Source organism: Ihubacter massiliensis, from assembly GCF_024125305.1.
Taxonomy (GTDB): domain Bacteria; phylum Bacillota; class Clostridia; order Peptostreptococcales; family Anaerovoracaceae; genus Hominibacterium; species Hominibacterium faecale.
The window spans coordinates 976,874-1,001,314 of record NZ_JAMXVH010000001.1 but is presented as its reverse complement, the minus strand read 5'-3'; the positions used below and the strand labels follow the sequence as shown (position 1 = coordinate 1,001,314).

General features: G+C 46.8%; 24 protein-coding genes. 19 read left to right on the top strand and 5 right to left on the bottom strand.

Features of this window, described 5'->3' with window-relative positions; translation table 11 throughout:
- Window position 1 precedes the first annotated feature (1 nt).
- The 9 genes from NIA71_RS04565 to NIA71_RS04525 all read left to right on the top strand — a co-directional run bounded on the left by NIA71_RS04565 (window position 2) and on the right by NIA71_RS04525 (window position 8,557).
- Window positions 2-487 (top strand): DUF6652 family protein, encoded by a 486-nt coding sequence (locus NIA71_RS04565; RefSeq protein WP_253019788.1) that lies wholly within the window; start codon window positions 2-4, stop codon window positions 485-487.
- Window positions 488-583: 96 nt separating this feature from the next.
- Window positions 584-1,477, top strand: a complete 894-nt coding sequence (locus NIA71_RS04560; protein WP_253019787.1) for a Fic family protein — start codon at window positions 584-586, stop codon at window positions 1,475-1,477.
- An 85-nt stretch (window positions 1,478-1,562) separates the two neighbouring features.
- Window positions 1,563-2,957 (top strand): sigma-54 interaction domain-containing protein, encoded by a 1,395-nt coding sequence (locus NIA71_RS04555; RefSeq protein WP_253019786.1) that lies wholly within the window; start codon window positions 1,563-1,565, stop codon window positions 2,955-2,957.
- Window positions 2,958-3,221: 264 nt separating this feature from the next.
- Window positions 3,222-4,169: an agmatinase gene (speB, locus tag NIA71_RS04550; RefSeq protein ID WP_148395744.1), complete on the top strand. Its 948-nt coding sequence runs from the start codon at window positions 3,222-3,224 to the stop codon at window positions 4,167-4,169.
- Between the two features lie 17 nt (window positions 4,170-4,186).
- The gene (locus NIA71_RS04545) at window positions 4,187-4,933 is read left to right on the top strand and encodes a creatininase (RefSeq protein WP_253019785.1); all 747 of its coding nucleotides are present in this window, start codon (window positions 4,187-4,189) and stop codon (window positions 4,931-4,933) included.
- Between the two features lie 12 nt (window positions 4,934-4,945).
- Window positions 4,946-6,385: an APC family permease gene (locus NIA71_RS04540; protein WP_148395743.1), complete on the top strand. Its 1,440-nt coding sequence runs from the start codon at window positions 4,946-4,948 to the stop codon at window positions 6,383-6,385.
- Window positions 6,372-7,013 (top strand): SDR family NAD(P)-dependent oxidoreductase, encoded by a 642-nt coding sequence (locus NIA71_RS04535; RefSeq protein ID WP_253019784.1) that lies wholly within the window; start codon window positions 6,372-6,374, stop codon window positions 7,011-7,013. The genes NIA71_RS04540 and NIA71_RS04535 overlap by 14 nt, the downstream gene beginning before the upstream one ends.
- Entirely contained in the window at window positions 7,003-7,782 is a 780-nt protein-coding gene (locus NIA71_RS04530) for an SDR family NAD(P)-dependent oxidoreductase (protein WP_253019783.1), read from the top strand. Before NIA71_RS04535 ends, NIA71_RS04530 begins: the two co-directional genes overlap by 11 nt.
- A gap of 16 nt (window positions 7,783-7,798) precedes the next feature.
- Window positions 7,799-8,557 carry an SDR family NAD(P)-dependent oxidoreductase gene (locus tag NIA71_RS04525; RefSeq protein ID WP_148395740.1) on the top strand — a complete coding sequence of 253 codons (759 nt, stop codon included), beginning with the start codon at window positions 7,799-7,801 and terminating at the stop codon, window positions 8,555-8,557.
- Window positions 8,558-8,759: 202 nt separating this feature from the next.
- Here the strand turns inward: NIA71_RS04525 and NIA71_RS04520 are convergent, their stop codons facing one another.
- From NIA71_RS04520 to NIA71_RS04505, 4 genes are read right to left on the bottom strand one after another with little or no spacing between them, the layout of a single operon-like run.
- Complete coding sequence (locus tag NIA71_RS04520; RefSeq protein WP_253019782.1) at window positions 8,760-9,521, bottom strand: ABC transporter permease; 762 nt, start codon at window positions 9,519-9,521, stop codon at window positions 8,760-8,762.
- Window positions 9,518-10,435: an ABC transporter ATP-binding protein gene (locus NIA71_RS04515; RefSeq protein ID WP_148395738.1), complete on the bottom strand. Its 918-nt coding sequence runs from the start codon at window positions 10,433-10,435 to the stop codon at window positions 9,518-9,520. Before NIA71_RS04515 ends, NIA71_RS04520 begins: the two co-directional genes overlap by 4 nt.
- Complete coding sequence (locus tag NIA71_RS04510) at window positions 10,435-10,635, bottom strand: PLDc N-terminal domain-containing protein (RefSeq protein WP_148395737.1); 201 nt, start codon at window positions 10,633-10,635, stop codon at window positions 10,435-10,437. Before NIA71_RS04510 ends, NIA71_RS04515 begins: the two co-directional genes overlap by 1 nt.
- Window position 10,636: 1 nt before the next feature.
- Window positions 10,637-11,746 (bottom strand): helix-turn-helix domain-containing protein, encoded by a 1,110-nt coding sequence (locus tag NIA71_RS04505; protein ID WP_253019781.1) that lies wholly within the window; start codon window positions 11,744-11,746, stop codon window positions 10,637-10,639.
- A gap of 102 nt (window positions 11,747-11,848) precedes the next feature.
- Here NIA71_RS04505 and NIA71_RS04500 point away from each other — a divergent pair, with 102 nt between their 5' ends.
- Both NIA71_RS04500 and NIA71_RS04495 read left to right on the top strand, forming a co-directional pair.
- Window positions 11,849-12,169 carry a DUF3990 domain-containing protein gene (locus tag NIA71_RS04500; protein ID WP_253019780.1) on the top strand — a complete coding sequence of 107 codons (321 nt, stop codon included), beginning with the start codon at window positions 11,849-11,851 and terminating at the stop codon, window positions 12,167-12,169.
- A gap of 136 nt (window positions 12,170-12,305) precedes the next feature.
- Window positions 12,306-13,514 carry a metallophosphoesterase gene (locus NIA71_RS04495; protein WP_253019779.1) on the top strand — a complete coding sequence of 403 codons (1,209 nt, stop codon included), beginning with the start codon at window positions 12,306-12,308 and terminating at the stop codon, window positions 13,512-13,514.
- 6 nt (window positions 13,515-13,520) lie between these two features.
- Here the strand turns inward: NIA71_RS04495 and NIA71_RS04490 are convergent, their stop codons facing one another.
- Window positions 13,521-13,769 carry a YlmC/YmxH family sporulation protein gene (locus NIA71_RS04490; protein WP_148395734.1) on the bottom strand — a complete coding sequence of 83 codons (249 nt, stop codon included), beginning with the start codon at window positions 13,767-13,769 and terminating at the stop codon, window positions 13,521-13,523.
- Window positions 13,770-13,829: 60 nt separating this feature from the next.
- Here NIA71_RS04490 and NIA71_RS04485 point away from each other — a divergent pair, with 60 nt between their 5' ends.
- The 8 genes from NIA71_RS04485 to NIA71_RS04450 all read left to right on the top strand — a co-directional run bounded on the left by NIA71_RS04485 (window position 13,830) and on the right by NIA71_RS04450 (window position 24,283).
- Window positions 13,830-14,522 carry a ClpP family protease gene (locus tag NIA71_RS04485; protein ID WP_148395733.1) on the top strand — a complete coding sequence of 231 codons (693 nt, stop codon included), beginning with the start codon at window positions 13,830-13,832 and terminating at the stop codon, window positions 14,520-14,522.
- 73 nt (window positions 14,523-14,595) lie between these two features.
- A complete protein-coding gene (locus NIA71_RS04480; protein ID WP_253019778.1) occupies window positions 14,596-15,699 on the top strand; it encodes a hypothetical protein in 1,104 nt (367 codons plus the stop codon).
- 110 nt (window positions 15,700-15,809) lie between these two features.
- A complete protein-coding gene (locus NIA71_RS04475; protein ID WP_336246066.1) occupies window positions 15,810-17,501 on the top strand; it encodes a Na/Pi cotransporter family protein in 1,692 nt (563 codons plus the stop codon).
- A gap of 43 nt (window positions 17,502-17,544) precedes the next feature.
- On the top strand, window positions 17,545-18,234 hold the full coding sequence (locus tag NIA71_RS04470) for a response regulator transcription factor (RefSeq protein ID WP_148395731.1): 690 nt from the start codon (window positions 17,545-17,547) through the stop codon (window positions 18,232-18,234).
- On the top strand, window positions 18,231-19,172 hold the full coding sequence (locus tag NIA71_RS04465) for a sensor histidine kinase (RefSeq protein WP_148395730.1): 942 nt from the start codon (window positions 18,231-18,233) through the stop codon (window positions 19,170-19,172). The genes NIA71_RS04470 and NIA71_RS04465 overlap by 4 nt, the downstream gene beginning before the upstream one ends.
- An 8-nt stretch (window positions 19,173-19,180) precedes the next feature.
- Entirely contained in the window at window positions 19,181-21,490 is a 2,310-nt protein-coding gene (locus tag NIA71_RS04460; protein WP_227755291.1) for a cation:proton antiporter, read from the top strand.
- 143 nt (window positions 21,491-21,633) lie between these two features.
- Window positions 21,634-23,112 (top strand): DUF1538 domain-containing protein, encoded by a 1,479-nt coding sequence (locus tag NIA71_RS04455; protein WP_148395728.1) that lies wholly within the window; start codon window positions 21,634-21,636, stop codon window positions 23,110-23,112.
- Window positions 23,113-23,455: 343 nt separating this feature from the next.
- Entirely contained in the window at window positions 23,456-24,283 is an 828-nt protein-coding gene (locus NIA71_RS04450; protein ID WP_148398926.1) for a tyrosine-type recombinase/integrase, read from the top strand.
- Window positions 24,284-24,441: the final 158 nt, after the last annotated feature.

Sequence of the window (24,441 nt, the reverse complement as noted above, 5' to 3'; positions counted from 1 at the left end):
AGTGAAGCGAGTTAGGATGCTGCTGATAGCCGTTTACATATATTTTTCGTTGCTTATTGCAGAGCTGGCATCCATTACAGTTTTGATAATTTCCAATATAGCCAGGGCATGTAAGCAGTACGCTGCAGAAGATTACACAGGCCTGCGGCGCGGCATGAGGCGCCTCAAGCTGAGTTTGATTCCATTCTTTGTTTTGAACTTTCTGCTTTGCATGGCGGTAGCCCTGGTTATTTTCGCAGCGTCACGAGGGTTCGCGATTTTTATACCCTGGGTGTGGATATGGGTAGTTTGCGCCATTGGCATCACCTACCTTATAGCGGCGGGGACTTCCGCTTATGGGATTTTATTTGTCAGAGCCTTGAGGAAAAAGGGGCTTGTTTCAAAAAAACAGATGGTGCTTTATATGGTTTTTCAATTCTGTTTTGTAGCGGATATTATTGATATGATCGTTCTCCTTAAAAAGTATAAAGAGGGAACTCACGCTTAAGTCATAAACGTTCATATTGCAAGATGTTATTCCGATAAAGTTGATATTATTCCGATAAGGGGGTATAATATTATCTTACAGATTGGAGTGGTTTTTATGTTTATGACGGTAAAAGAGACGGCGAATAAATGGGGAATTTCTGACAGAAGAATCCGAACTTTATGCTCACAGGGGAAAATAGCCGGTGCATATCAGGATGGCCGCAGCTGGAAAATTCCCGTGGATGCCGTTAAACCGGCAGATGGAAGATATAGGTCAAGGAAAACTCTGCTTGACATGATAGACAGGAAGAAAGCTGAACTGGATGCAAGAAGACCATTAACAGCAGGAGAAGCCGCGAGACTGAATGAAGAATTTGTAGTGGAGTATACTTATAATTCCAACGCCATTGAAGGGAATACCTTGACCTTGAGAGAGACGGATATGGTACTCAGGGGGCTGACAATTGGTCAAAAGCCGCTGAAAGACCATATGGAAGCAGTTGGTCATAAAGAAGCCTTTGAATTTGTTAGTGAATTAGTAAGAAAAAATACACCTCTTACTGAAGACATAATCAAGCAAATTCATTATTTTGTGCTTGCGGACAAAAGAGAGGACCGCGGTGTATATCGCAGGGTACCGGTGCGTATTATGGGCGCAAAACATGAACCTGTTCAGCCTTATTTGATTATACCGAGCATGGAGCAGCTGATTGAACGATACGCCGCAAGTGAAGAACATATCATACCCAAGTTGGCGCGTTTTCACATTGAATTTGAGGGAATTCATCCCTTTATTGATGGGAATGGAAGAACTGGACGGCTGCTGGTTAACCTTGAACTGATGAAGGCTGGGTATCCGCCTATTGACATCAAGTTTACCGACCGAATTGCTTACTACAATGCCTTTGATGCGTATCATGTGAAAGGTGATCTGTCTGCAATGGAAAAGCTGTTTGCAGGATATGTAAATGAACGTTTGGATACCTATTTAAAAATGCTGCCGGATTGAGAGGGCAATGAAAAAGACCTCAAAACACAAGGCAAAGACGCTTCAGCGATGTGCAGAAAAACTGCGATAGACTGGGAGGTAGGCCGTGAAAGGACTGGATATGGACAAAGAGGTGGAAATTTTAAAAACCGCCTTTGAATCGTCTTACGATGGGATTCATATTTTAGATAACCAGGGAAACACCTTATATATAAATAATGCATGTACCAGAATTGAGGGCATATCGCGGGAAGAGGCGATGACCAAAACCATTAAGGAGCTTGTAGCAAACGGAGTTTACTCGGAATCCGTGACACTAAAAGTTTTGGAAACAAAGGAACCGACCACCATCATACAGACTGCTAAAAACGGAAACCAGCTTTTGTCCACAGGTACTCCCACGTTCAAGGAAGACGGATCGATCGATAAAATCGTGGTCAATTCACGGGATATTACCGATCTCAATGAACTAAAACGAGAATTATCAGTAAAGGAAGAGCTGGCAAAACAGTATCAGATCGAGTTGGAGTTACTGAAACAGCAGCATGGCAAGCAGCCGGATTTCATCGCCAAAAGCCCGGCCATGCAGAAGATTATCCGCCTAGCCTTAAATGTGGCTAAAGTCGATTCGACGGTGCTCATTACAGGGGAATCGGGCGTAGGCAAGGGCCTTTTGGCCGAGTTCATTCACAATAACAGCAATTGCGCCCAGGGCCCTTTTATCAAAATCGATTGCAGCAGCATCCCAGAATCCCTGTTTGAATCAGAGCTGTTCGGCTACGAAAAGGGAGCCTTCACAGGAGCGGAAAAAACAGGAAAAGCCGGGCTGCTGGAACTGGCCAACGGAGGTACGGTGTTTTTGGATGAGATTGGCGAAATGCCGCTGTCCATGCAGCCCAAACTCATGCGGGCCATTCAGCACCGGGAAATTGTTCCCGTGGGAGGAAAGCTGGTAAAGAAACTGGAGCTGCGGATTATTGCCGCAACCAACGTGGAACTGACGCAGAAAGTACGGGAAAAAGAATTCCGGGAAGATCTGTATTATCGCCTCAACGTGGTGCCGATCCGCATTCCGGCCCTTCGCGAAAGGCGAGAGGATATATTGCCGCTGACATTACGGCTTACGGAAAAGCTCAACAAACATTACGGATTTTGCAAGCAGCTTACCGAAGAGGTGAAAGATTTGCTGCTGGAATATGAATGGCCGGGAAATATCCGCGAGCTGGAAAACTTGATTGAACGAATTTTGGTCAGTACCCAGGAAGATGTAATCGACGTGAAGTACCTTCCCGTACATCTTTTGCGGGGAAAGACAGGAGCATTTCCCTTCGACGATATGGGAACGGAGGATTACAAAACCGCTCTGGCAAAATACGACCACCATCTGTTAAAGCTGGCCATTGAAAGGGAAGGGTCGATTCCCAAGGCCGCTGACAGGTTGGGAATTGATGCGACCACCATCCGAAGAAAACTGGACAAATATGAAAATTTACTAAAATAGGGCAAAAATGCACGATTTGCGTGCATTTTTGCATTTTTCCGAAAACGGATAAATCCATTGAAATTAATGGAAAAACAACACAGGAACACAAAAACGATGCAAAACTGCACGTTTTTGTGTTCCTTTTTTATAAACAAAAAAGAAAAGGCGGCGGGAAAACAGCTGATTGCAACTGAATGCGAAATTTTCAATCTATTCAATCAATTGGCATAATACTTGCTGTTTTAATATGGCAACACAACAACTGACTTAAAGGAGGCTATTATGAAAAAGTATGTTCCATTAAATTCTTTGGAGACACCGCGGTTTGCGGAAATCAAAACCTTTATGCGTCTTCCCAATGTTAAGACAACGGAGGACATCGACTACGCAGTCATCGGCGTACCCTTTGACACAGGAACCACCTATCGGCCGGGAGCCAGATTCGGCCCCGCCGCCATCCGAGATATCTCCTCACTGATCAAGCCTTATAACGTGCCTCAGCGGATCAATGTGGTAGATGAACTTTCCGGCGTAGATTACGGAGATGTTTCGGTGATTCCAGGGTTCATTGAAGACACGTACCAGCAAATGGTCCGGGGCCTGATGCCGATTGTCAAAGCCGGCGTCATACCCATCTGCCTGGGAGGGGACCACTCTATTACCCTGGGTGAACTGCGGGCCATCGCAAGCGTCCATGGACCGGTGGCTTTGGTTCATTTCGATTCCCACTTTGACACCATCGATTCATATTTCGGAAAGAAATACAACCACGGAACCGTATTCAAACGGGCTTTGGAGGAAGGGCTGATCGATGTAACCCATTCCATTCAGATCGGTATGCGAGGGACCTTCTATTCGGAAGACGATCTCAACGGTTCCGCGGACCTGGGCTTTGAGGTGATTACCAGCTTTGAGATGCGTGAGCTGGGGCTTGCGGAAGTAATCCGCCGAATTATCGAAAGAGTGGGCGATCATAAGGCCTTCCTGACCTTTGATATTGATTTTGTGGATCCGGCTTATGCGCCGGGAACGGGTACCATTGAGGTGGGAGGGTTCACCAGCGCAGAATCCCTGGATATGGTCCGCAAACTGAAAGGACTGAATTTTGTCGGCTATGACCTGGTGGAAGTTCTGCCGGCCTACGATCCGACCCAGATCACAGCCTTCCTGGCCGCCAATCTGGTCTTTGAATTTATCAGCCTCATTGCTTTGAAAAAGTCGGGCAAGTAGAAAGGAGATGTAAGAAAATGAGCGTATTTATGCAGGAAATGACCTGGCAGGATTTCCAAAAGAAAAAAGAGGAGGCTATCGTAATCTTACCGGTGGGTTCCACAGAGCAGCACGGACCCATGCTGCCGCTGTCGGTAGACGCCATTATTTCCACCGGTTTGGCCGAGATGGTGGCGGAGAAAGTGGATGGAATCGTAGCGCCTCCCATTTGCTACGGATATAAATCAGCGCCTTTATCCGGGGGCGGCCCGCTGTTTCCGGGAACTTTGGATCTCAACGGAGAAACTCTGACATCCCTTGTTTCCGATGTTTGTGAGGAACTGATCCGCGACGGGATCAAAAAAATATTCATTTTGAACGGACACTTTGAAAACGAAGCCTTTATCCTAGAAGCCGTAGATCTGTTGTCCAGAACATACAAAGATGTAACCTTTATCGAAAGCAGCTGGTGGGATCAGATTTCCCAGCCAGTGATGGATCAGGTCTTTGATGAAGTTGAATTTCCAGGATGGGCGCTGGAGCACGCAGCCATCGCAGAAACTTCTTTGACCCTGTATTTTCGGCCCGACCTGGTTCACATGGACCGGTTTACAGAGGATGCTCCCGCAAAAGAGCTGGGGTACAGCATTTACCCGGCAGAAAGGTGTCAAGTACCGGCCACCGGACTTTTGGCAACGGCCAGAACCGCTTCCGCCGACAAAGGAAAGCTGATGGCCCGCGACATTGCAGAGAACTACGCAAACATTCTCAGAGAACGTACGTAAGGAGGCACTCTCATGAAAAAAAGTAACCTTCCCTTTGTGGATTCCAAAGAAGATGGAGCACAGCGGAGGCTGGAACAGCTGGGGTATCCCCAGGAGCTGGACCGGAAGCTGTCGGTGTTCGGAAATGTGGTGATGGCTCTTTCCAATGTATCGCCGGTCATGGCCGCTTTCGTTTACGCATTGGCCGCCTTTGCCACAGTGGGCATTGCCACTGGTCCGGCTGCGATCCTGCAGGGAATCAATGTCATTTTAATCGGACTCATATTGGGTGAGCTGGGGTCCATGTATCCGGTATCAGGCGGCCTATATTCGATTGTCAGCTATGTGCTCCCCAAACCCCTGGTCTTTATCGCAGTGTTTACCTTTATGATTCAGGCGTTTATTTATCCGCCGTCCATCGCCATGGGCGTGGCCCAGTACCTGCAGATTCTCTTTCCCCAGCTTCCCCAAGGAGCGTTGGCCTGCAGCGCCATTTCCGCCATAACGCTGATCATCGCTTTACTCATCGGACTCAACAGCATAGTGACCAGCAATCGAGTGGCGAAAATCTTTCTGGCTCTGCAAATGGCTGTCATCTTTGTTTTCCTGTATGTTTGCTTCGCCAACCCGCAGCGATCTCTGGGAGACGTGCTGTTTAACGCGGAAATGCTCAATGAGAGCGGTACGGGAACGGTTCCTGTGACCTTCGCAGCGGTTTTGATGGGAATCGGAATTCTCTGCGCAGCCATCGACGGTTATCCGGCATCCCTGGGCTTTTCAGAGGAAACCAAGGGTTCCTGCAGGAATGTGGGAAAGGCGGTCTTTATTTCAGCGGCTACAACAGCAGTGATCATTGTCGTCGTACTGATTATGGGAATGGTCGCGGCACCCGATCTATTTGCTTTCCTGAGCAATGAATCCCCCCTTCTTTACACGGCGGAATCCTATATGGGAGCCATCGGCGCAACCATCATCAATGCAGGAATCATCATTTCGTCCTTTGGCTGCCTGGTGGTCATCATCAACTATATGGCAAGGGTGCTCTACACGGGAGCACGGGACCGCATCTGGCCGGGAAAAATGAACAGCGCGCTGATGAAGGTTTCCGGAAAAGGAAAGGTGCCGTGGGCAGCTACCATCCTTATCGCAGCAGTTGACTGCATTCTGGTCTTTGCTTCCGATATCGTAACCTTGATCACATTCGGCGGGATGGCGGCAGCGACGGTTTATCTTTTGATCGCAATCGGATCCATCAACAGCAGGCTGAGGGACAAAGAATCGACTCGTCCATTCAAGATGCCGCTGTTTCCCATACCATCCATCATCGTCATTCTGTTTCTGGTGGTGGCGATCACTTCGCAGACGGCAAAGGATCTGGCCATTGTGGGAGGTTTGCTGGCACTGGCGCTGATCTACTATTTTGCCTATATCAGACCGAGAGACCGAAAGGAGGAAAAAGATGAAAACCAATAAATCAATCCTGATTTCAGGATGCGACGGTAAAGTCGGAGGAGCGGCGGCCCGGTTATTCCGGCAGCGGGGCTGGAACGTCATCGGCCTTGATCTTACTGGGGATTGCCCAAGTGCGGACCGCAGCTATCCATGCGATATGCGGGACTCAAAAGCGGTATTGGAAGTGATCCGGCTCATCGAAGGGGAGCAGCCTTTGGATGCGGTATTTCATAGCGCGGGAGTTACCCTGGAAACCGGATTTGAAGAGACCGATATGAAAGGGTGGCAGCGGGTTATGAAGACCATCTTCGGCGGAGCAGCCAATCTATGCAGAGCAGAGGCGCCCTATATGGTCAAACGGAAATCAGGAAAAATCATTTTGCTGGCGCCCGACTATCGCTGGGAAGAACGGGAGTGTATCATGGAGGCTTCGGCCGCCGGCATGCTCCACGGATTTGCCAAATGCTTTGGCGCGGAAGTGGCGGAAGACAATGTGCTGGTCAACGCCTTGGCACCCAATGTTCCCATCGATTTGGCAGCCCTTACGGAAACGGTATTTTACCTTGCGGACCAGGATACATATACGGCAGCGCAAGTAATTTCCATCGGAGGCGCAAAGAAACAGGAGGTGACAAGCGATGAGGTATAAGGAATTGGAAGGAAACGTCGTTTTTATCACCGGCGGAACACAGGGCATCGGTGAAGCGATGGCGCGGGAGTTTGCCCGGGAAAAGGCAAAGGTAATCATCAATGGACGAAGGCTCAATGATAAGGTAAGGCGGGTTGCAGAACAGACGGGAGCCAAAACCGCCATGGGCGATTTGCAGGAGCCGGCGGCTGCGGAGAAGGTCATCGAGGAAGCATGCCGGCATTACGGAAAGCTGGATGTATTGGTCTGCAACGCGGCCGGTATGAGCATGTCGCCATTTTTAGAGAGCGAAGAAAGCAGTTGGTGGCAGCAGATTAAGATCAATTTGACCGGACATATGGCCTGTATCCGCAAAGCAATCCCTAAGATGCGGCAAAGGGGCGGCGGCACGATCGTTCTCATCAGTTCCTTTTTCGGAACCGTGGGCTGGAACAACGCCACAGGCTACGGCTCTTCCAAATCGGGCATACTGACCATGGGCCAATATCTGGCCAGGGCATATGAAAAGGATAACATCCGAGTCTGTACCATTGTACCAGGGGTGATCGATACGCCTCAGCTCAATGTGGATGCTGACGATCTGGGAATTTCTCTGGATGAAGTCAGAGCGATGTATGCAAAGGATATCGCTATGCAGCGAATCGCCCGTCCCGATGAAATCGCGAGCATGGCCGCTTTTATGGCAACTGAGGCTGGGGGCCGGGCTTTCAGCGGGCGGCATGTGACGGTCAGCGGCGGAGAATATCGCTGCACGCCGTATTATTTATAGAATCGAGGTAAGTAAAATGAGAAAATTGGAAAACAGAGTCGCCGTTATCACCGGCGGCAGCAGGGGAATCGGCAGAGGGATCGCTCTGGCCTTGGCCGCGGAAGGTGCGGACATTGCCTTTTCCTTCCGCAGCAATGAAAAGGCGGCGCAAAAAACCGTAAAGGAGATCGAGGCATACGGTGTAAAGGCGCTGGCTGTTCAGGCGGATGCAGGCAAGGAAGAGGATGTAAAGAGAATGGCTCAATCGGTGAAAGAGGCATTTGGTGGGATCAATATTTTAGTCAACAACGCAGGGACCATCGGTTTGGAAGTGCCGGTCACAGAAATGGAGACCAGCGAATGGGACCGGGTAATCAACACCGATCTGCGGGGCGTGTTCCTCAGCTGCAAGCATTTTATCCCCCTGATTGAAACAGGTCCGGAAAAGCCGGTGGGCAAGATGATCAACATTTCTTCCGAGCTTTCCAAGAAAGGCAGGGCCGGGTACGGTCATTACGCCGCCGCCAAGGGCGCGATCAATTCCTTTACCATGTGTCTGGCGCTGGAGCTGGCTCCCGAGATTCTAGTGAACATCATAGCCCCAGGCCCCATTGAAACGGATATGATTCTGGCGGACATGGAACCGGAATGGGTGGAAAAAGAAAAGGATATTCCGCTGCAAAGGCTGGGAAAAGTGGAAGAAATCAGCGCCGCCGCGGTGCTCCTGGTATCGGATGAAGGAAACTTCTTCTGCGGCCAGTTTGTAAGCCCCAACGGCGGAGCGGTGTTCTTTTAAGAAAGAAAAAATTTAGAAAATCATGTGAAATTTACGCAATTTTCAACGGTTGCGGCCCCTCAGATCGGCTTTGCAGCGTCCAGGCTTCCTTTTTTTCTAAATCAGGTCCCGTAAACCCACAACTTTGCGTAAAAGATGAAAACTTTCAATAAAAGTTTCCCGATTTAAGTCAATAGGCTGCCTGAAGGTGCAATCTTTCCATCTAAATCTGCTTGCGGTTAAAGATGGCGATTGCCGCCAAAAGAAACCCTGCAGCCAGCAGCCCGCAGATGATAAAGGCAGCGGTAAAATCCGATCCGGTCATCTGACCATTGAGCAGCGATACGTTGTCCGATGCCAGCCGGATCGGATTAAATCGTTTTAGATCATAGATCAGATTGAGGAGAAACAGCAAGACAGTAAAACCGCCGGTGAAGAGCAAGGCTCCATAGCCGGACCGAAACAAGACACCGCCCAAAAGGAGCGAGGCGATCAACAAAATTCCAAAGGCCCAAAGGGCGGCAATGGACAGCGGCAGGCGGCTGACAGGATCGCTCCAATAATAGACAGTGTAGCCAAAGGAAACCCCGAAGCATAGCAGATAGGCCGCTGAAAAAGTTACGGCAGCGGAGATGAACTTTGCCAGAATCACACTGCTTCTGGAGAGCCCTTTGGTCAGCATGTTTACCAGAGTTCCGCGGTTCAGCTCACCTGAAAGCATGGTGCTGAACAGGATTACCATGACGATCAGCCCAACCTGCGGCACGTTTTTAAAAAACTGCATCCAGGAGTCGATAGCCGCAGGCTCGGCCAGGGACATGGACATACCCTCAGGGAGGAAAGAACCCATCAGCTCCGGCATTAATTTAGCGGAAAGGGGATTCATGATTCCCAGGAGAAGAAAGACGATCCCCAGAATAATCAATTTGTAAGTCCGAAAGGATTCGCAAAGCTCTTTGCCAGTAAAGGCAATCAATCCATTCATTGTACCACCTCCATAAAAATGCTTTCTAAAGTCGGTTCCTGGATCTCCATTTTGACAGGAAATAAGCTCTTTCCATAAAGAGCGGATAAGACAGCCTGCTTTAGCTCCTTAATCCTGGTACAGCGGATGGTCACAGAAGTGCTCTGAACTTCCATCTGTTCCAAGTAGGGCAGCAAATATGGGGACGAGGTCAGTTCAGAGACCTGGGAAGCCGATGAAAAGCTGACGAAAAGTGCATTTTGAGCCTTTTTTGCTTTGAGCTCATTTAGCTCTCCGCAGAGTGCCAGCCGTCCATGATGGAGGATAGCGATGCGGTCGCATATTTGTTCCGCATCGGATAGAATATGGGTCGAAAAGAGGACGGTTGTCTGCCCTCTGACTTGACTGAGAATATCCAATAGTTCCCGTCTGCCGACTGGATCCAGAGCAGATGTAGGTTCATCACAGATCAACAGTTTTGGCTTTCCAAGCAGTGCCTGAGCAACTCCCAGCCGCTGTTTCATTCCCCTGGAGAAGCCGTGGATTTTTTTCTTAGTATCCTCCAAACCTACCAAATGCAAAAGTTCTTCTGTACGAAGGCGAATTTCCTCTTTCGGAAGCCCGGCTATCTTTCCGCATAGCTTCAGATACTCCGCTGGCCGCATGTATCCGTAAAACTCCGGCACATCGGGCAGGTATCCCACCAGCCGGTTGGTTGGCGTCTGGCCGTAGCAGGCCGTCTCGCCCAGGATTGTAATCTGCCCCTCATCGGCTTTTAATAAACCTAGAATCAATTTCATGGTAGTCGTTTTTCCGGCTCCGTTCTGACCTAAAAATCCGAAAATAGAATGCTCAGGCACAGAAAGAGAAATTCGGTCGAGGACCGTCTGCGCCCCGAACTTCTTTGTCAGCCCGTCGATGCACAGGGTATCCATTATTCATCACCTCTTCCAAAGGCAAAATAGACGACCGGCCCGATGATTTGCACCAGCACCACGATCAGGATCCAGAGAGGGCGGTTTCCGAACCGATAATGGGGATGCCTGAGAACATGAACCAGGGCTACCACGGCCAAAATAATTTCTAAAATAGCTAGGGGAATGAGAAAGGGCATGTATTCTGTATAATCGTTCATATCAGTTACCTCCTAAGATTGCTTTCAGTTTTGTGACAATGGTTTGAAACTCCGGAGTATCTGTCAGGATGGACAGCGCCGGGTTTTGTTCAATGTTCTGGATCAAGCTCTTTTTTATTACCTCTTCGCTGCGGGGAGCCTGGTTACCCAGATCAAAATCAGCAAGCCAGGGATCGATGGAATCGAAAAAGGCATCCCCGTGCAGCGTAAAAGGTGCGAAATGCTCACAAACTTTTACATAAAGCTCCAGCATCTGAAGGGCTTTTTCCCGATTTTCCAAGCCGCAGAATGTATGGGCCGCAGTGAGGGCGGATTGGGCCATCACATTGGGATGAAGCCTTTCCAGTTCAAAGAGCTCGGCTACGCCAAGGAGGCGACTTAGGATTTCATCCAGCCGCTCAGGGCTCTGATCGGGCAGGGTAAGGAGCTGGGCCATATTACCTTCCAATGCGATCAAATGCTGATAGATGGCTGCCTGGAGTGCTTCCCGCCCTTGGTCTGTTTTTCCCATCATCAGGTAAGCCTGCGCCATGCACTCGGTTTCCTGGGGAATGGGGCGCAGCGTTTCCCCGAAGAGATGAAGGACTTCCTGAGGCTGGCCCATCATCATATGAGCGGCCGCTTCCACCATTGCCGCATCCTTGGATAAAAAGACATCGCCGCTTTCTTCTTTGACCCTGCTGCACAAAGCCAGAGCCTCTTCCAGAACCTCTTTTTGTTTGCCCTGAGGCGCCAGCATGGAATGATTGATATAGAGCACCGCCATTTGCAGCAGCAGAGGGAAACAGCAGTAATACTTGCGGACAATCTGGCTGCATGCCGAATAGGTTTCGTCGAAAGGGCGGGAAGAGAACTGATCGGCCAGTCGGTGGTATTGATTTTTGATTTCCTCTTTGGTCATTTGGGGCGTATAGCCCATCAGATCATCTATGGAAATATTAAAATAGGCCGCCAGCTGGGGCAGGAATGTGATATCCGGATAGCTCTGTCCCGTTTCCCATTTGGAGACGGATGCTTTGGAGACGCCCATGTAGGCCGCCAGTTCATCCTGCGTGATGCCTTTTTCTTTACGTTTGGTTATAATCATTTTTCCAATATTGATTTCTTTCATTTTCATCACCTCTACCTTTATTATACCGGCTGGCAGCAAAGCTACAATCGATTTATAGTTGATTTTAGTTGAAAAAATCAACTTACAGGAAACTCTTGGGCAATGCATAGAATTGTATTTTTGGTGGGCATATGTTATAATTTAACTCTTGACCGGTTTTTCAATGGAGAAATTACTGACCTTGCACTGGTCAATAGCCTTTCTGCGCTACAACTTGGTAAACAGTATCTGGCTCTTACGGAGAAAGCTTGCAAAAACATAACCATTCTCGACGAACAGGAGCTGTCTGAAGCTGATCGAAATGAACTGAAACGGGAAAGCGAGACAAACCGTTTGAAAGGTATTGAGATGGCAGAAGAAATCTGCCGAACGTATCGTCGTGAAGGGCGATTTTTTGATGAAATACTAAAGGCCGGTGAATAAAATGGCAGAGCTTACCCTTGAAAAACGCCAGCTTTGTGATATACAAAGCCGCTTATTTGAGCCGGCACAAAAAAATTAATGCGACTGCCTGGAATTTATAGATAAGAATGTGACGAAAGGAATACGGAACTCTAATATGCTGTTTTTTATCTGCTTGATTCTCGTATATCTAGGCTTGAACCTGTTTATTTGGAAGCGGTCTGTCAACTGGCTTCACAATCTGCACGGCATATTTCACGCCAAATGGTTTACCATTCTGTTTACGGCGGTTCATATCCTGCTGGCAGTTTCGCCAGCCGCCTACGCGCTGTTCAGCAATGCGGCCATCAAGTTCGCGATTAAATATATCAGTAACATCTGGATCGGGATTTTCATTTATGCGATGTTCTTCATGGTCCTTTCCCTTCTGGTGACAGTGGCAGGGCGGCTGGCCAGGAGGATTAAAAAGGGCGATCCGCTCAGACGACGGTTTGTAGTAATCCGGGGAGCGGTTGTTGCCGTATTGATTATCGGATTTAGTACATATGGAATGGTTCATGTGGGAAACATAAAGACCAGCACCTATGATATTACCGTCAATAAAGCCTGCGCGGCAGGAAATGAGCTGAAAGTGGTTCTGATTGCGGATATGCATATGGGATACAGCATCGGCGAGGAGCAGATGACAAAGATGGTGCGGCGAATCAATGATCAGAATCCCGACCTTGTCTGCATTGCAGGAGATATCTTTGACAACGATTACAGCGCTTTGCAAAACCCGGACAAGCTGATCGGAATTTACCGCTCCATAAAAAGCAAATACGGTGTATATGCCTGTTACGGCAATCATGATGTGGTTGAAAATTTAGTTGGCGGGTTCACCGTGCCTTTTGGCGATGTTCAAAAAAATGAGACTGAAATGAATGATTTTCTGGAGAAGGCAAATATCAAATTATTACAGGATCAAACCCAGCTCGTGGACCAGGCCTTTTATGTCATCGGCCGGAGGGATTATTCAAAGCCTGGAACAGAAAACGGATCGCGCAAATCGATCAAAGACCTGATGGAAGGGGTGGATCGGACAAAGCCGGTGCTTTTGATTGATCATCAGCCAAAGGATCTGCAGGAAGTCGCAGACGCAGGAGTGGATGTGGACTTGTCCGGGCATACCCATGACGGACAGATTTTCCCCGGTAATCTGACAATCCGCCTGCTATGGGAAAATGCCTGCGGATATTTGAAAAAGGATAATATGCATTCCATCGTTACTTCGGGCGTGGGAATTTGGGGACCTGCCATGCGGGTGGGTACCGATAGTGAAATCGCGGTTATCAATATAAATTTCAAACAAAAGACGACTGACTGACAGCTTTCAGTCGTCTTCTTCTGATTTGAAGATAATCATGTCTTCACCGATCTTGACAATACTGTTCCAAGGCAGCTGGATCCATTGTTCAGAAGAGGCCTTGAACGGTCCCTTGCTTTGATAACTGGGAATTAGAACTGCTTTTATGACGCCTGTCTTTCGCTCAAAGAGCATTTCCGTATCCCATAACTGCCCGTGGCTGCTTCCTTTTGATAAATCTACGATTTCTTTACTTCCGATCTCGCTAAGCCGCATAATGACCTCCTAAAGCGTAAATACTACATGTTATAAATCTATTAGATAAAGGAGCGAATTATGAATAAAGATAATGAAAAGAGCCTGCCATCAGAAGAAGATAAAAGCAAAGACATCATAAAAGAATTGGGCCTTTTAGCAACTGGGACAGATTTTGAAAGCGATATTCAATATATCAATATCATTGGCAGCGTAGAAGGACACATGGTGCTGCCGGCAGAAAACAAGACCACCAAGTATGAGCATCTGATTCCGCAGCTGGTGGCAGTGGAAGAGAATCCAAAATTAAAAGGGCTGTTAATCATTCTAAATACCGTAGGAGGAGATGTTGAGGCGGGGCTGGCTCTGTCTGAAATGATTTCAACCCTCTCCAAGCCGACGGTGTCGTTGGTACTGGGCGGAGGCCATAGTATTGGCATTCCTTTGGCAACATCGACAGATTACTCGTTCATTGCACAAACAGCAACCATGACTCTGCATCCGATCCGCACCAACGGTTTGGTTATTACAGCAGAAACGACCTTTGATTATCTGCGCAAAACTCAGGACCGAGTGATTAATTTCATCGAAAACCATTCCAAGGCTGACCGGGATACCATTACCAAGCTGATGAACCGTACGGACAACATGCCCAATGACGTGGGAACCATCCTTTTCGGACACGAGGCTGTGGAGATCGGAATTATCGATGAAGTGGGCGGTCTGAGCCAGGCTCTTAAAAAATTGAGAAGTGAAATTGAAAAAAATGATTGACAATTATTTACATTTTCGGTATGATAAACAATAAGGAAAATATTTACAAATAGAAATAAGAGGAATATCGATCATGGAAAATATTAAACTGGCAATCGTAACCAAGGACCGGGATTACGGGAGAGCGCTGAGTCTAGCGCTGGTGGACGCATACAAAACCTTTACGATCACTTTATATCAAAGTGATCCCTTACATAATCAACTGGAAAGCTTTGACTTGGTTCTGATGGATTCGGAAGAAGGGATCGGCGGAAAATTTATCGGCCTGGCGGAAAAGCCTTCTCTGGCCGACCGAGATTATGAGAAAAAAGCCTTTTCCCTTTACAAATACACCAATGTCCGCCAACTTGCGGGGGAGCTGCTGTTTATTTACAGTTTTCTAACAGGACGCAAGGCAGTGCCCATTAAAAACCACAGTGTAAAGGTAATTGCCTTCGGAGCAGCGGAGGGCGGGGCCGGATGCACCAGTGCAGCCATGGCATTGGCCCAGGAACTGAAACGGTTTCACGGAAAGCGAGTCTTGTATCTGAGTCTTGAAGAATTGGAATCAACATTGGAATTTATGCAGCCTTTTCCAGAGGGAAAAAGCATCAGCGAATACCTCTATTATCTGTTCAATGATGATGCCGGGCAGCGAATGCCTTTTATTGAAAGTTTTCTAGTATTTGATGATTATGGGGTAGACAGTTTTTTGCCTGCGCCCGGACGCAATCTGCTTAAAGGGCTGAATGGAGAAGAAATGCAATCCTTCATCGGTGCAATCATGGATACGGGCCGGTATGATTTTTTAATCATTGATGTCGGATGTGATCTGGGAAAAAGTGCCCTCTGCACCTATGAGCTGGCGAACCACATTTGCCTGGTTTCCCTGCGGCCGCAAAGCTGTTATAAAGAAGAGCGGATGCTGGAATACTTGACTTTTTTAAAAGGTGAGCTAATCATAGACCGTATGGCTAAAATTCTGAATCGGGCGGCGCCTTCCTCCATAGAAGAGGCTGACGCTGAACCTGAAAACAAATCTCATGATGAGGAGCTTCTGACAACGGCGGCAGTCCTGCCGTTTGATCCTGCGAGCTTTACCCTTCGAGAAGGTATCTGTAAAATCAGCCTGGATAGCCCATACGGCAGCGGAATCAAAAAATTGACAGACGCAATTTTAAACAATGCTCTCGTTTAACATTCGATTACTTAACATAGATTTAACAATCGCTTAACATACTTCTGCTTTTTTACATAACCTTAACCTTTATAATAAACTTATCTAATTATGTTTATAAAAGGAGAAAAATGATGAATGCAGAAGTATTCCAGATGATCATTACCCTGCTTGGCGGCCTCGCCATGTTCATTTATGGTATGAACTTGATGAGCGATGGTCTGCAGAAAGCGGCAGGCGAGAAGATGCAGAAAATTTTAGCCCTTCTTACCAGAAATCCCGTGTTGGGCGTTCTTGCCGGTGCCCTTTGTACAGCGGTTCTGCAGAGCAGCAGTGCTACTACGGTTATGGTTCTTGGATTCGTCAGTGCGGGCCTAATGAAGCTGCCTCAGGCGATCAGCATTATTTTAGGAGCCAATATTGGTACAACCATTACTGCACAGTTGATTGCTTTTAAGATCGGCGACTATGCGTGGCTGTTCGTGGCTATTGGTTTTGTACTTTATTTCTTTTTAAAGCAAGAAAAAGTGATCAGCATAGGTCAGACTCTTTTTGCCTTCGGACTTCTCTTCGTAGGTATTAATATCATGGGGGAAACAATGAAGCCTTTGGCAGGCTCGCAGTTTTTCGTGGATCTGATGATGCAGGTGCAGGACATTCCGGTTCTAGGTGTTCTGCTGGGAACGATTATGACGGTTGTAGTACAGAGCAGTTCAGCCACCATCGCAGTACTTCAGAATCTGGCTTCAACAGCAGGGCCGGATGGAATCAGCAGCATTATCGGCTTGCAGGGAGCTTTGCCCATTCTCTTTGGTGACAACATCGGTACGACGATCACGGCCCTTCTAGCGTCAATCGGCGCTTCCGTAAACGCCAAGCGTACAGCGGCGGCCCATGTGATTTTTAATATGACAGGTACCTTTATTTTTATCTGGTTTATCCCTTGGTATGCAAAGTTCATACAGATTATTTCGCCCAGCGGTCCGGAGGTAGCAGTGATCGCACGGCAGATTGCCAATGCGCACATGTGTTTTAATATTTTCAATACCATTCTCTTCCTGCCTCTGATCGGCATACTGGTCAAAGTGGTGACCAAGCTGGTTCCGGGAAAAGACTCCGACCGGCTGCCTTCAGAGCCGATTTACTTGGATTATAATGTGCTGGAAAGACCTTTTGCGGCCATCCATTTGGCGAAAAAAGAGCTTTCCAGACTGGCGGGATTTGCGGCCGGTATGATTGTTTCCTCCAAAAAAGCGTTCCTGGGCAATGATCTGACGGCAGTAAAAGAAGTTTTAGATATGGAAGATGCGGTTAACGAGCTGCAGAAGAAAACGGTCAGCTATCTGGCCTCCATATCCTCTGCGGAAACGCTGACAGAAAAACAAGCCAGCCAGGTATCGGGGCTGATGCATGTAGCAGCCGATATTGAACATGTAGGCGATTATTGTGAAAACATCGCAGTCTTTGCCAGAGAAAAGACTAAGAACAAATACGAATTTTCCGACTCGGCCTGTGCGGAAATTTATGAATGCTTTGATCATGCGGGGCGAATGATGCGGGACAGTATTCAGGCCCTGGAAACGGGTGATCACGGTTTGGCCGACGATGTGAAAGAACAGGAAAAAGAGTTGAATCATATTGAGGTGCTTTTGCGTAAACAGCATATGAAACGGCTCAATGAAAAGACCTGCTCTCCGGAATTTACAGTAATTTATACAGATGTAATTCATAACATTGAACGAATCGGCGACTGCTGTGATAATATTGCCAATGCCGTTTTGGATAATGTAGATTTTAAGGCTATGGATGAAGCTGCAAATTGAAGCTGCGGCTAAAGTATGGTAAAATAGAACAAGGTGGTAAAACATGAAAAAAATCCTGATCATTGAAGATGAGCCCAATATTCGGGAGCTGGTGCTCTATAACCTAAAAGCAAACGGATACGAAGGCATTGAAGCAGAGGACGGTTATATGGGCGTGACCATGGTTCATAAGGAAAAACCGGATTTGATTCTTCTGGACATCATGCTGCCGGGAAAAAACGGCTATGATATCTGTAAAGAGCTTCGCGAGGAAGGGAATGAAACCCCAATTATCATGCTGACAGCCAAGACAGAAGAGATCGATAAAGTGCTGGGTCTGGAATTTGGAGCGGATGATTACATATCAAAACCCTTTGGTATTCGGGAGCTGATGGCTAGAATCAAAGCTGTGCTCAGACGTTATGATCATACCCACGAGGATTTGCCGCCTGGTGAACATATCCTGAGAATCGATGAGCTTGAGATCAATATTGAGCGGCATCAGGTTAAGGTCGGCGATCGGCTTGTGGATCTGACGCTGAAAGAATTCGAACTGCTTTGCTATCTGGCCGAAAACAGAGGGCATGTACTGACAAGAGACCAGCTTTTGGATAAAGTATGGGGAATTGAATATGCCGGGGAGACCAGGACAGTCGATGTGCATATCCGCTATCTGAGAAAAAAACTTGGGCAGGGCGGAGACGAAGAAAAACATATTGAAACCATCAGAGGCAAAGGATATAAAATAAAATGAAAAACAAATTTTTAGCAGCTGCTGTAGAAATTGTCGGTTTTAATCTGCTGGCGTTATTTCTGGTGTATAAGCTCTATATTCTGCCCAGGCTGGCAGTTGTTTCTGACGGCGGCCCGGTAGAAACCGGGCTGATGATCTTTGTCGGCATTTATTTGGCTGGAATGATTGTGATCGGGTTTCACATATATATAACCATGATAAAGCCTGCGGCAAAGGCCCAGGAAGAATTGAAAAAGGCGGCTGAAGAAAGCAAAAAAGCTGAAATTATTCGAAAAGAGTTCGTGGCCAATGTCAGCCACGAATTGAAAACTCCCCTTACATCTATTTTTGGATTTATCGATACTCTGCAGCAGGGTGCGGCGGAGGATCCGGAGATAAGAACAAAATTTATCGATATTATTGCCATTGAAACGGCCAGATTAAAACGTTTAATCGAGGACCTGCTGGTTCTGTCGGATATTGAAAATAAGAAAGAGTCGGCCGATGCAAAAGAATTCTGCGTGAAAACGGTTCTGGAAAGGACGGTGGAAGCGCTGGAGCCCATCGCCGAGGATAAAGAGGTTCGGCTGATCACAGAATATGACGAAGATGCGTGGATCTATGGGAGCCCGGATCGTTTTCGTCAAATGATGGTAAACTTGATCGAGAACGCAATCAAATATTCCGAACCGGGCGGACGGGTTTGGGTCATCGTGCGGCTCACGGAAGAAAAGGTCCAGGTGGCGGTCAAAGACGAAGGAATCGGAATCGCCAAAGAACATTTGGAGCGCTTGTTCGAACGTTTTTATCGGGTCGATAAATCCAGATCCACAAAGGCCGGAGGAACCGGCCTGGGATTGTCTATTGTCAAACATATCGCGGCGTTATTTGGTGCGGAATTGAACGTGGAAAGCGAAGTAGGGGAGGGGAGTACATTTTATGTGACGTTTGAAAGGTAGGACGATAAATGGAGCAACTGGATTATTTGATAAGCGACCTGGCCCTGATTTTGGTGGTTGCCGGAATCATGACTTTGATTTTTAAAAAACTCAAACAGCCGGTGGTTTTAGCTTATATTATCGCCGGATTTTTGATCAGCCCCAACTTTCGATATTTACCTACAGTGGTGGATGTGGAGGACATACATGTCTGGGCCAATATCGGCATCGTGTTCCTAATGTTCGGTTTGGGGCTGGAATTCAGTTTTAAAAAGATCGCCACAGTCGGGGGCAGCGCATTTGTCACGGCCATGACCGTAATGATGGCAATGATTTTAATCGGCTATACGGCCGGACAGCTTTTAGGCTGGGCCAAAATGGACAGTGTATTTCTTGGAGGTATGCTCTCCATGTCCTCAACCATGATCATTTTAAAAGCTTATGAGGAATACAAACTAAAAAAGGAAAAATTTGCCCAACTGGTATTGGGAACTTTGGTTCTGGAGGATATCGGGGGCATTTTTATGATGATTATTCTTTCCACGGTGGCCGTAGGGCAGAGCACCTCCGGGCTGGGGCTGTTCAAAGATATCGGAATGCTTATCCTGTGCCTGATGATCTGGCTGGTGCTGGGAATTTATTTGATCCCGACCTTTCTCAAAAAAGTATCCGACCATATCAGCGACGAGCTGCTGTTAATCATCTCCATCGCTTTATGTCTAGGCATGGTGGTGATCGCCAATTTGATCGGCTTTTCTTCAGCGCTGGGCGCCTTTCTGGCCGGCTCCATCCTGGCGGGAACCCTTCAAGCAAAAAGGATCGAAAAGCTGGTCAAACCGATCAAAGATCTCTTCGGTGCGGTCTTTTTCGTGTCCGTGGGAATGATGATTGAACCACAGCTTTTGATTGAGTATCTGGGCCCTATTTTAATCATTACCGTCGTCACCATTCTGGGACAGATGACCTTTGCCACCCTGGGAATTCTCTTTTCCGGTCAATCGCTTCATACCGCTATTCGAGGGGGATTCAGCATGGTCCAGATCGGAGAATTTTCTTTTATCGTGGCTACGCTGGGCATGAATCTGGGCGTAACCAGTGACTTCCTCTATCCGATTGTGGTCTGCGTTTCCGTGATTACCACCTTCACGACACCGATTTTTATCAAACATTCGGAAAAAGTTTATGATTTCGCAAAACATCACTTGTCTCCCAAGCTCTACAAGTTTCTCAACCGCCATACGTCGGAACAGCAAAGCACTGCTGACAAAGACTGGGATTGGCAGCGCTATATTATTAAGTTTTTTATACGGTCCAGCATCTGTACAGCTGGTATCTTTGTGGTTTACATTGGAGGAACTCGTTTTCTTCAAGGATTTGTGCAGCAATATATCCAGGGTTTGGCGGCAAATATTCTTACAGCTGTGGTCACTTGCATATTCATGATCCCGCTCATCAGTATCATGTGCTCAAAAAAAAGCGTTCTATATACGAAGCTGTGGCTGAAGAATCAGGCCAATCGGATGCCGCTGCTGGCATTCACGGGTGTACGGATCATCATTTCTTGTGGATTTATTGTCATGACCTTGAGGGTGCTTTTGCGCCTGCCATATATTCTGCTGGCGGTTCTTTCTTTTGCCGTTATCGTCTTTATCATCAAATCAGATTACATTAAAGGTAAAACGTTAAAGATGGAAATGCGGTTTGTCGAGAATTTTTATGAGACAACCTTGGTAAGGCAGAAAAAAGAGCGGGGAATCAAGGGAGAATATCATTGGCTGGATGAATCCTTTTATGTGGTTGAATTTAAGGTCACCCAAACCATTAAACAAAATACAATCCTCGAATTCTGCCAGAGTCGTTTTTTCCATGTAACGATTATCAAAATTATCCGCGATGGAAAGCACTTCAACATGCCCAACGGAAAATTCCGCGTTATTGAAGGCGATATCATTCATGCCATCGGTACCAAAAATGAAATAGAATCCTGTATTCTCATGTTGGAAAAGGCCGATCATATCCAAGAACCTCAGGAGCCGATGGTTACGCTGCGGGAATATATATACGGACAGATATTCTACGAAATCGAACCGGAAAAGCAGATTATCTGCTGTCCGATTCAAGTGGAAAAAGACTCCATATTAATTAAAAAATCCATTAAAAATTCTGGGTTCCGGCCCAAGTATAAAGGATATATTCTGGGGATTGAACGGGGCATGCTGCCCATTGTCAACCCGGATATTGATATGGTCATCGAAGAAGGGGATCTGCTATGGGTAATCGGTACACAGAAGATGGCCAATAGTTTATTGAAAGCGGACTTTTTGGATGAAGAAGAATAGCAAATGTGAGAAAAATCCCAGCAAGACATTATAATCTTGCTTGGATTTTTAAATTAATTTGCTAAATACACAAATCTATGTTATAATATTCGAACAATTCGTTACTTCTTTCCTATATATATGATATGAAAGGCGGGATGTGTTTGAATGTATTGATCGAAAAATTAAAAGAAGTGCTGATATCTGTTCTACCTATAACCGTTATTGTCCTTGTTTTAAATTTTACTCTGACCCCAATGCCAGGCAGCATGGTCATTCGTTTTCTGATCGGCGCGGCCCTTCTGATCGCCGGCCTTGCTATCTTTCTCATAGGCGTTGATTTGGGGATTACTCCAATTGGGAATCTGATGGGTTCCGTTATTACCAAAAGTGGAAAAGTGATCATTGTCGTGGCAGCCGGCCTTGCTTTGGGATTTTTTATCTCTGTAGCTGAGCCGGACCTGCATATTCTTGCAAATCAAGTGGATCGTGTGACCGATGGCGTCATATCGAAATTCTCCATCGTCCTTGTGGTATCCGTCGGCATTGCGGTCATGCTCAGCTTGGGACTGGCGAGAATCGTAAAGGGCATTTCCCTTTACAAACTGCTCATGGTTTTGTATTTGGCTATATTTGGCCTTGCGATTTTTACATCCAAGGAATTTTTAGCCATATCCTTTGATGCTTCCGGCGCTACAACCGGTGCCATGACGGTGCCTTTTATCATAGCCCTTGCGATCAGTGTCTCTTCTTTGAAAAAAGGCGCTCAGACCTCGGAAAACGACGGTTTCGGTTTGGTGGCCATCGCATCCACCGGAGCGATTCTGGCGGTTATGATTATGAACATAATCTTTGGTATCGATGAAATTCATGGAAGTATCAGCCTTGTCCATGACGAAGATCTTTCCCTCATAGGGCCTTTTCTTGAAGAATGTTCGGTCATTGCGGTGGAAGCAGCCATGGCAGTGGCTCCAATCTTAGCCATCTTCCTCATCTGTAATTTCACCTGCATTAAATTAAAGATGAGAAAGCTGGGAAAGGTTTGCAGCGGCCTTTTGTGCAACTGGATCGGTCTCACCTTGTTTCTAACAGGCGTCAACGCAGGATTTCTCAGCGCAGGAAGTTATATTGGACATTACTTGGCTGAAAATTACAGCAGCTGGCTCCTGATAACGATCGGGTTCGCAGTGGGTTTGGTGACGATTTTGGCTGAACCAGCGGTCCATGTGCTTACTCACCAAATCGCAGATGTCACAGAAGGATATGTGAAGCAAAGCTATGTATTAGGGGCCCTTTCTATCGGAGTGGGCAGCGCAGTAGCCTTATCGGTGGTCCGGATTTTGATTCCCGAGCTGCTCCTGTGGCACTACTTGCTGCCAGGATACGCGCTTGCGCTGGGATTGATGTACCTTGTACCCAAGCTCTTTGTGGGGATTGCCTTTGACTCCGGCGGCGTTGCGTCCGGACCGATGACAGCTACCTTTATTCTTACTTTTACCCAAGGAGCAGCTGAATCGATCGATGGGGCAGATGTGATGGTAGAGGGGTTCGGCGTCATTTCCATGGTAGCGCTGACTCCGATCATTGCCCTGCAAGTGCTGGGGCTGGTGTATAAAAGGAAAGCTGCAAAAAAACAGGCATAGATTTTACCGAAAGAAAAACCGGCGGACACCCTATAGGGCGGCTGCCGGTTTTTCTTTTTGGTTGAAAAAAAGCAATTGATGTTTTAATATTAGAGCATGTAAAGGAGGAGGAACAGAAGAAATCCCCTGATCTTAAGCTTTGTCGATAAAATCAACGGGATTTATCACAAGCATCTGAAGTTTTTCCAAGAAGCGATGATGCTGATGGAGCAGTAGTCGCTTAGATGGTGAAAGCCAGCTATTTCAGGTAAAGTAGCTGGTTTTTAGTTGGCATAGTCTTTGCAAATAAAAATAAGGGTAAAACTTGTTTCATATAGCAATCATAGATAACTGGAGGTAGAACATGGAAAAGACAGAAGCAAAAAAACAATTGAAAGACTATGAGAAAGAGCTGAGGGTCAGCGAGCTGAGTGAACGAACCATAAAAAAATATCTCTTTGATATTCATCAATGGCTCGAAGCACAATCAAGCATGATTGACAATGACACCATGATACAATACAAGGGCATCCTTTCGGAAAAATATGCGGCTAGCAGCATCAATTCTAAATTAATATCCATTAATCGCTATTTAAAATGGCTCGGACATAGGGAACTGCAAGTAAAGACCAAAAGGATACAAACAGAAAGCAGTCTGGAACATACGATCAGCAAGAGCGACTATCTGAAAATGCTGGAATATGCCAAGGGAAAAAACAAAATGAAAATGTTTTGTATCATGAGAACGATTGCCCTGACGGGAATCAGGATAGGAGAATTGCAATATATAACCGTAGAGGCAGTCAGGGCTGGAAGCACGGAAGTCTATAACAAGGGAAAGTACCGGCGCATCTATTTGCCGGCAAGGCTTTGCAGCGAATTAAGCCGTTATTGTGAAGAGAAGGATATTGAAGCAGGATTTGTTTTTACCGGCAGAGATAAAACAAAGAGCATAACACCTTCCACGGTGTGGAGAAATTTAAAATATATCGGCATGCAGGCCGGCGTCCCGGAAAAGAACGTTTATCCCCACAGTTTTCGCCATTTATTTGCCAAAACCTATATGAGTGAAATCGGAGATATCACGGAGCTGTCGGATCTGCTGGGTCATAGCAGATTGGAAACAACCTGGATTTATACAAAAACCACATCAGAAGAAAAACGCAGCCGTCTGAATAAGATCAGCTTGTAATGCAACATAATACGACATTATATTGGAAATTTCAATCAAATCCGCTGGAAAAGCAGATTCTTTTAACACAGTAAGCTGTGTTTTTTTGTTTTTTGCAGACCAGATAAGCGCTTGGCGCCGCCGGCAGAAAAAGAAGTCCAATATAATGTCGTATAATA

Excerpts from the sequence above, each read along its gene's own strand:
- NIA71_RS04470 (WP_148395731.1), top strand. The coding sequence starts at position 17,545 with ATGAAAAAAATCCTGATCATTGAAGATGAGCCCAATATTCGGGAGCTG.
- NIA71_RS04465 (WP_148395730.1), top strand. The coding sequence starts at position 18,231 with ATGAAAAACAAATTTTTAGCAGCTGCTGTAGAAATTGTCGGTTTTAAT.
- NIA71_RS04495 (WP_253019779.1), top strand. The coding sequence starts at position 12,306 with ATGCTGTTTTTTATCTGCTTGATTCTCGTATATCTAGGCTTGAACCTG.
- NIA71_RS04535 (WP_253019784.1), top strand. The coding sequence starts at position 6,372 with ATGAAAACCAATAAATCAATCCTGATTTCAGGATGCGACGGTAAAGTC.
- NIA71_RS04460 (WP_227755291.1), top strand. The coding sequence starts at position 19,181 with ATGGAGCAACTGGATTATTTGATAAGCGACCTGGCCCTGATTTTGGTG.
- speB (WP_148395744.1), top strand. The coding sequence starts at position 3,222 with ATGAAAAAGTATGTTCCATTAAATTCTTTGGAGACACCGCGGTTTGCG.
- NIA71_RS04480 (WP_253019778.1), top strand. The coding sequence starts at position 14,596 with ATGGAAAATATTAAACTGGCAATCGTAACCAAGGACCGGGATTACGGG.
- NIA71_RS04560 (WP_253019787.1), top strand. The coding sequence starts at position 584 with ATGTTTATGACGGTAAAAGAGACGGCGAATAAATGGGGAATTTCTGAC.
- NIA71_RS04515 (WP_148395738.1), bottom strand. The coding sequence starts at position 10,435 with ATGGATACCCTGTGCATCGACGGGCTGACAAAGAAGTTCGGGGCGCAG.
- NIA71_RS04475 (WP_336246066.1), top strand. The coding sequence starts at position 15,810 with ATGATGAATGCAGAAGTATTCCAGATGATCATTACCCTGCTTGGCGGC.
- NIA71_RS04525 (WP_148395740.1), top strand. The coding sequence starts at position 7,799 with ATGAGAAAATTGGAAAACAGAGTCGCCGTTATCACCGGCGGCAGCAGG.
- NIA71_RS04545 (WP_253019785.1), top strand. The coding sequence starts at position 4,187 with ATGAGCGTATTTATGCAGGAAATGACCTGGCAGGATTTCCAAAAGAAA.
- NIA71_RS04540 (WP_148395743.1), top strand. The coding sequence starts at position 4,946 with ATGAAAAAAAGTAACCTTCCCTTTGTGGATTCCAAAGAAGATGGAGCA.
- NIA71_RS04505 (WP_253019781.1), bottom strand. The coding sequence starts at position 11,746 with ATGAAAGAAATCAATATTGGAAAAATGATTATAACCAAACGTAAAGAA.
- NIA71_RS04450 (WP_148398926.1), top strand. The coding sequence starts at position 23,456 with ATGGAAAAGACAGAAGCAAAAAAACAATTGAAAGACTATGAGAAAGAG.
- NIA71_RS04490 (WP_148395734.1), bottom strand. The coding sequence starts at position 13,769 with ATGCGGCTTAGCGAGATCGGAAGTAAAGAAATCGTAGATTTATCAAAA.
- NIA71_RS04520 (WP_253019782.1), bottom strand. The coding sequence starts at position 9,521 with ATGAATGGATTGATTGCCTTTACTGGCAAAGAGCTTTGCGAATCCTTT.
- NIA71_RS04530 (WP_253019783.1), top strand. The coding sequence starts at position 7,003 with ATGAGGTATAAGGAATTGGAAGGAAACGTCGTTTTTATCACCGGCGGA.
- NIA71_RS04510 (WP_148395737.1), bottom strand. The coding sequence starts at position 10,635 with ATGAACGATTATACAGAATACATGCCCTTTCTCATTCCCCTAGCTATT.
- NIA71_RS04485 (WP_148395733.1), top strand. The coding sequence starts at position 13,830 with ATGAATAAAGATAATGAAAAGAGCCTGCCATCAGAAGAAGATAAAAGC.
- NIA71_RS04500 (WP_253019780.1), top strand. The coding sequence starts at position 11,849 with ATGCATAGAATTGTATTTTTGGTGGGCATATGTTATAATTTAACTCTT.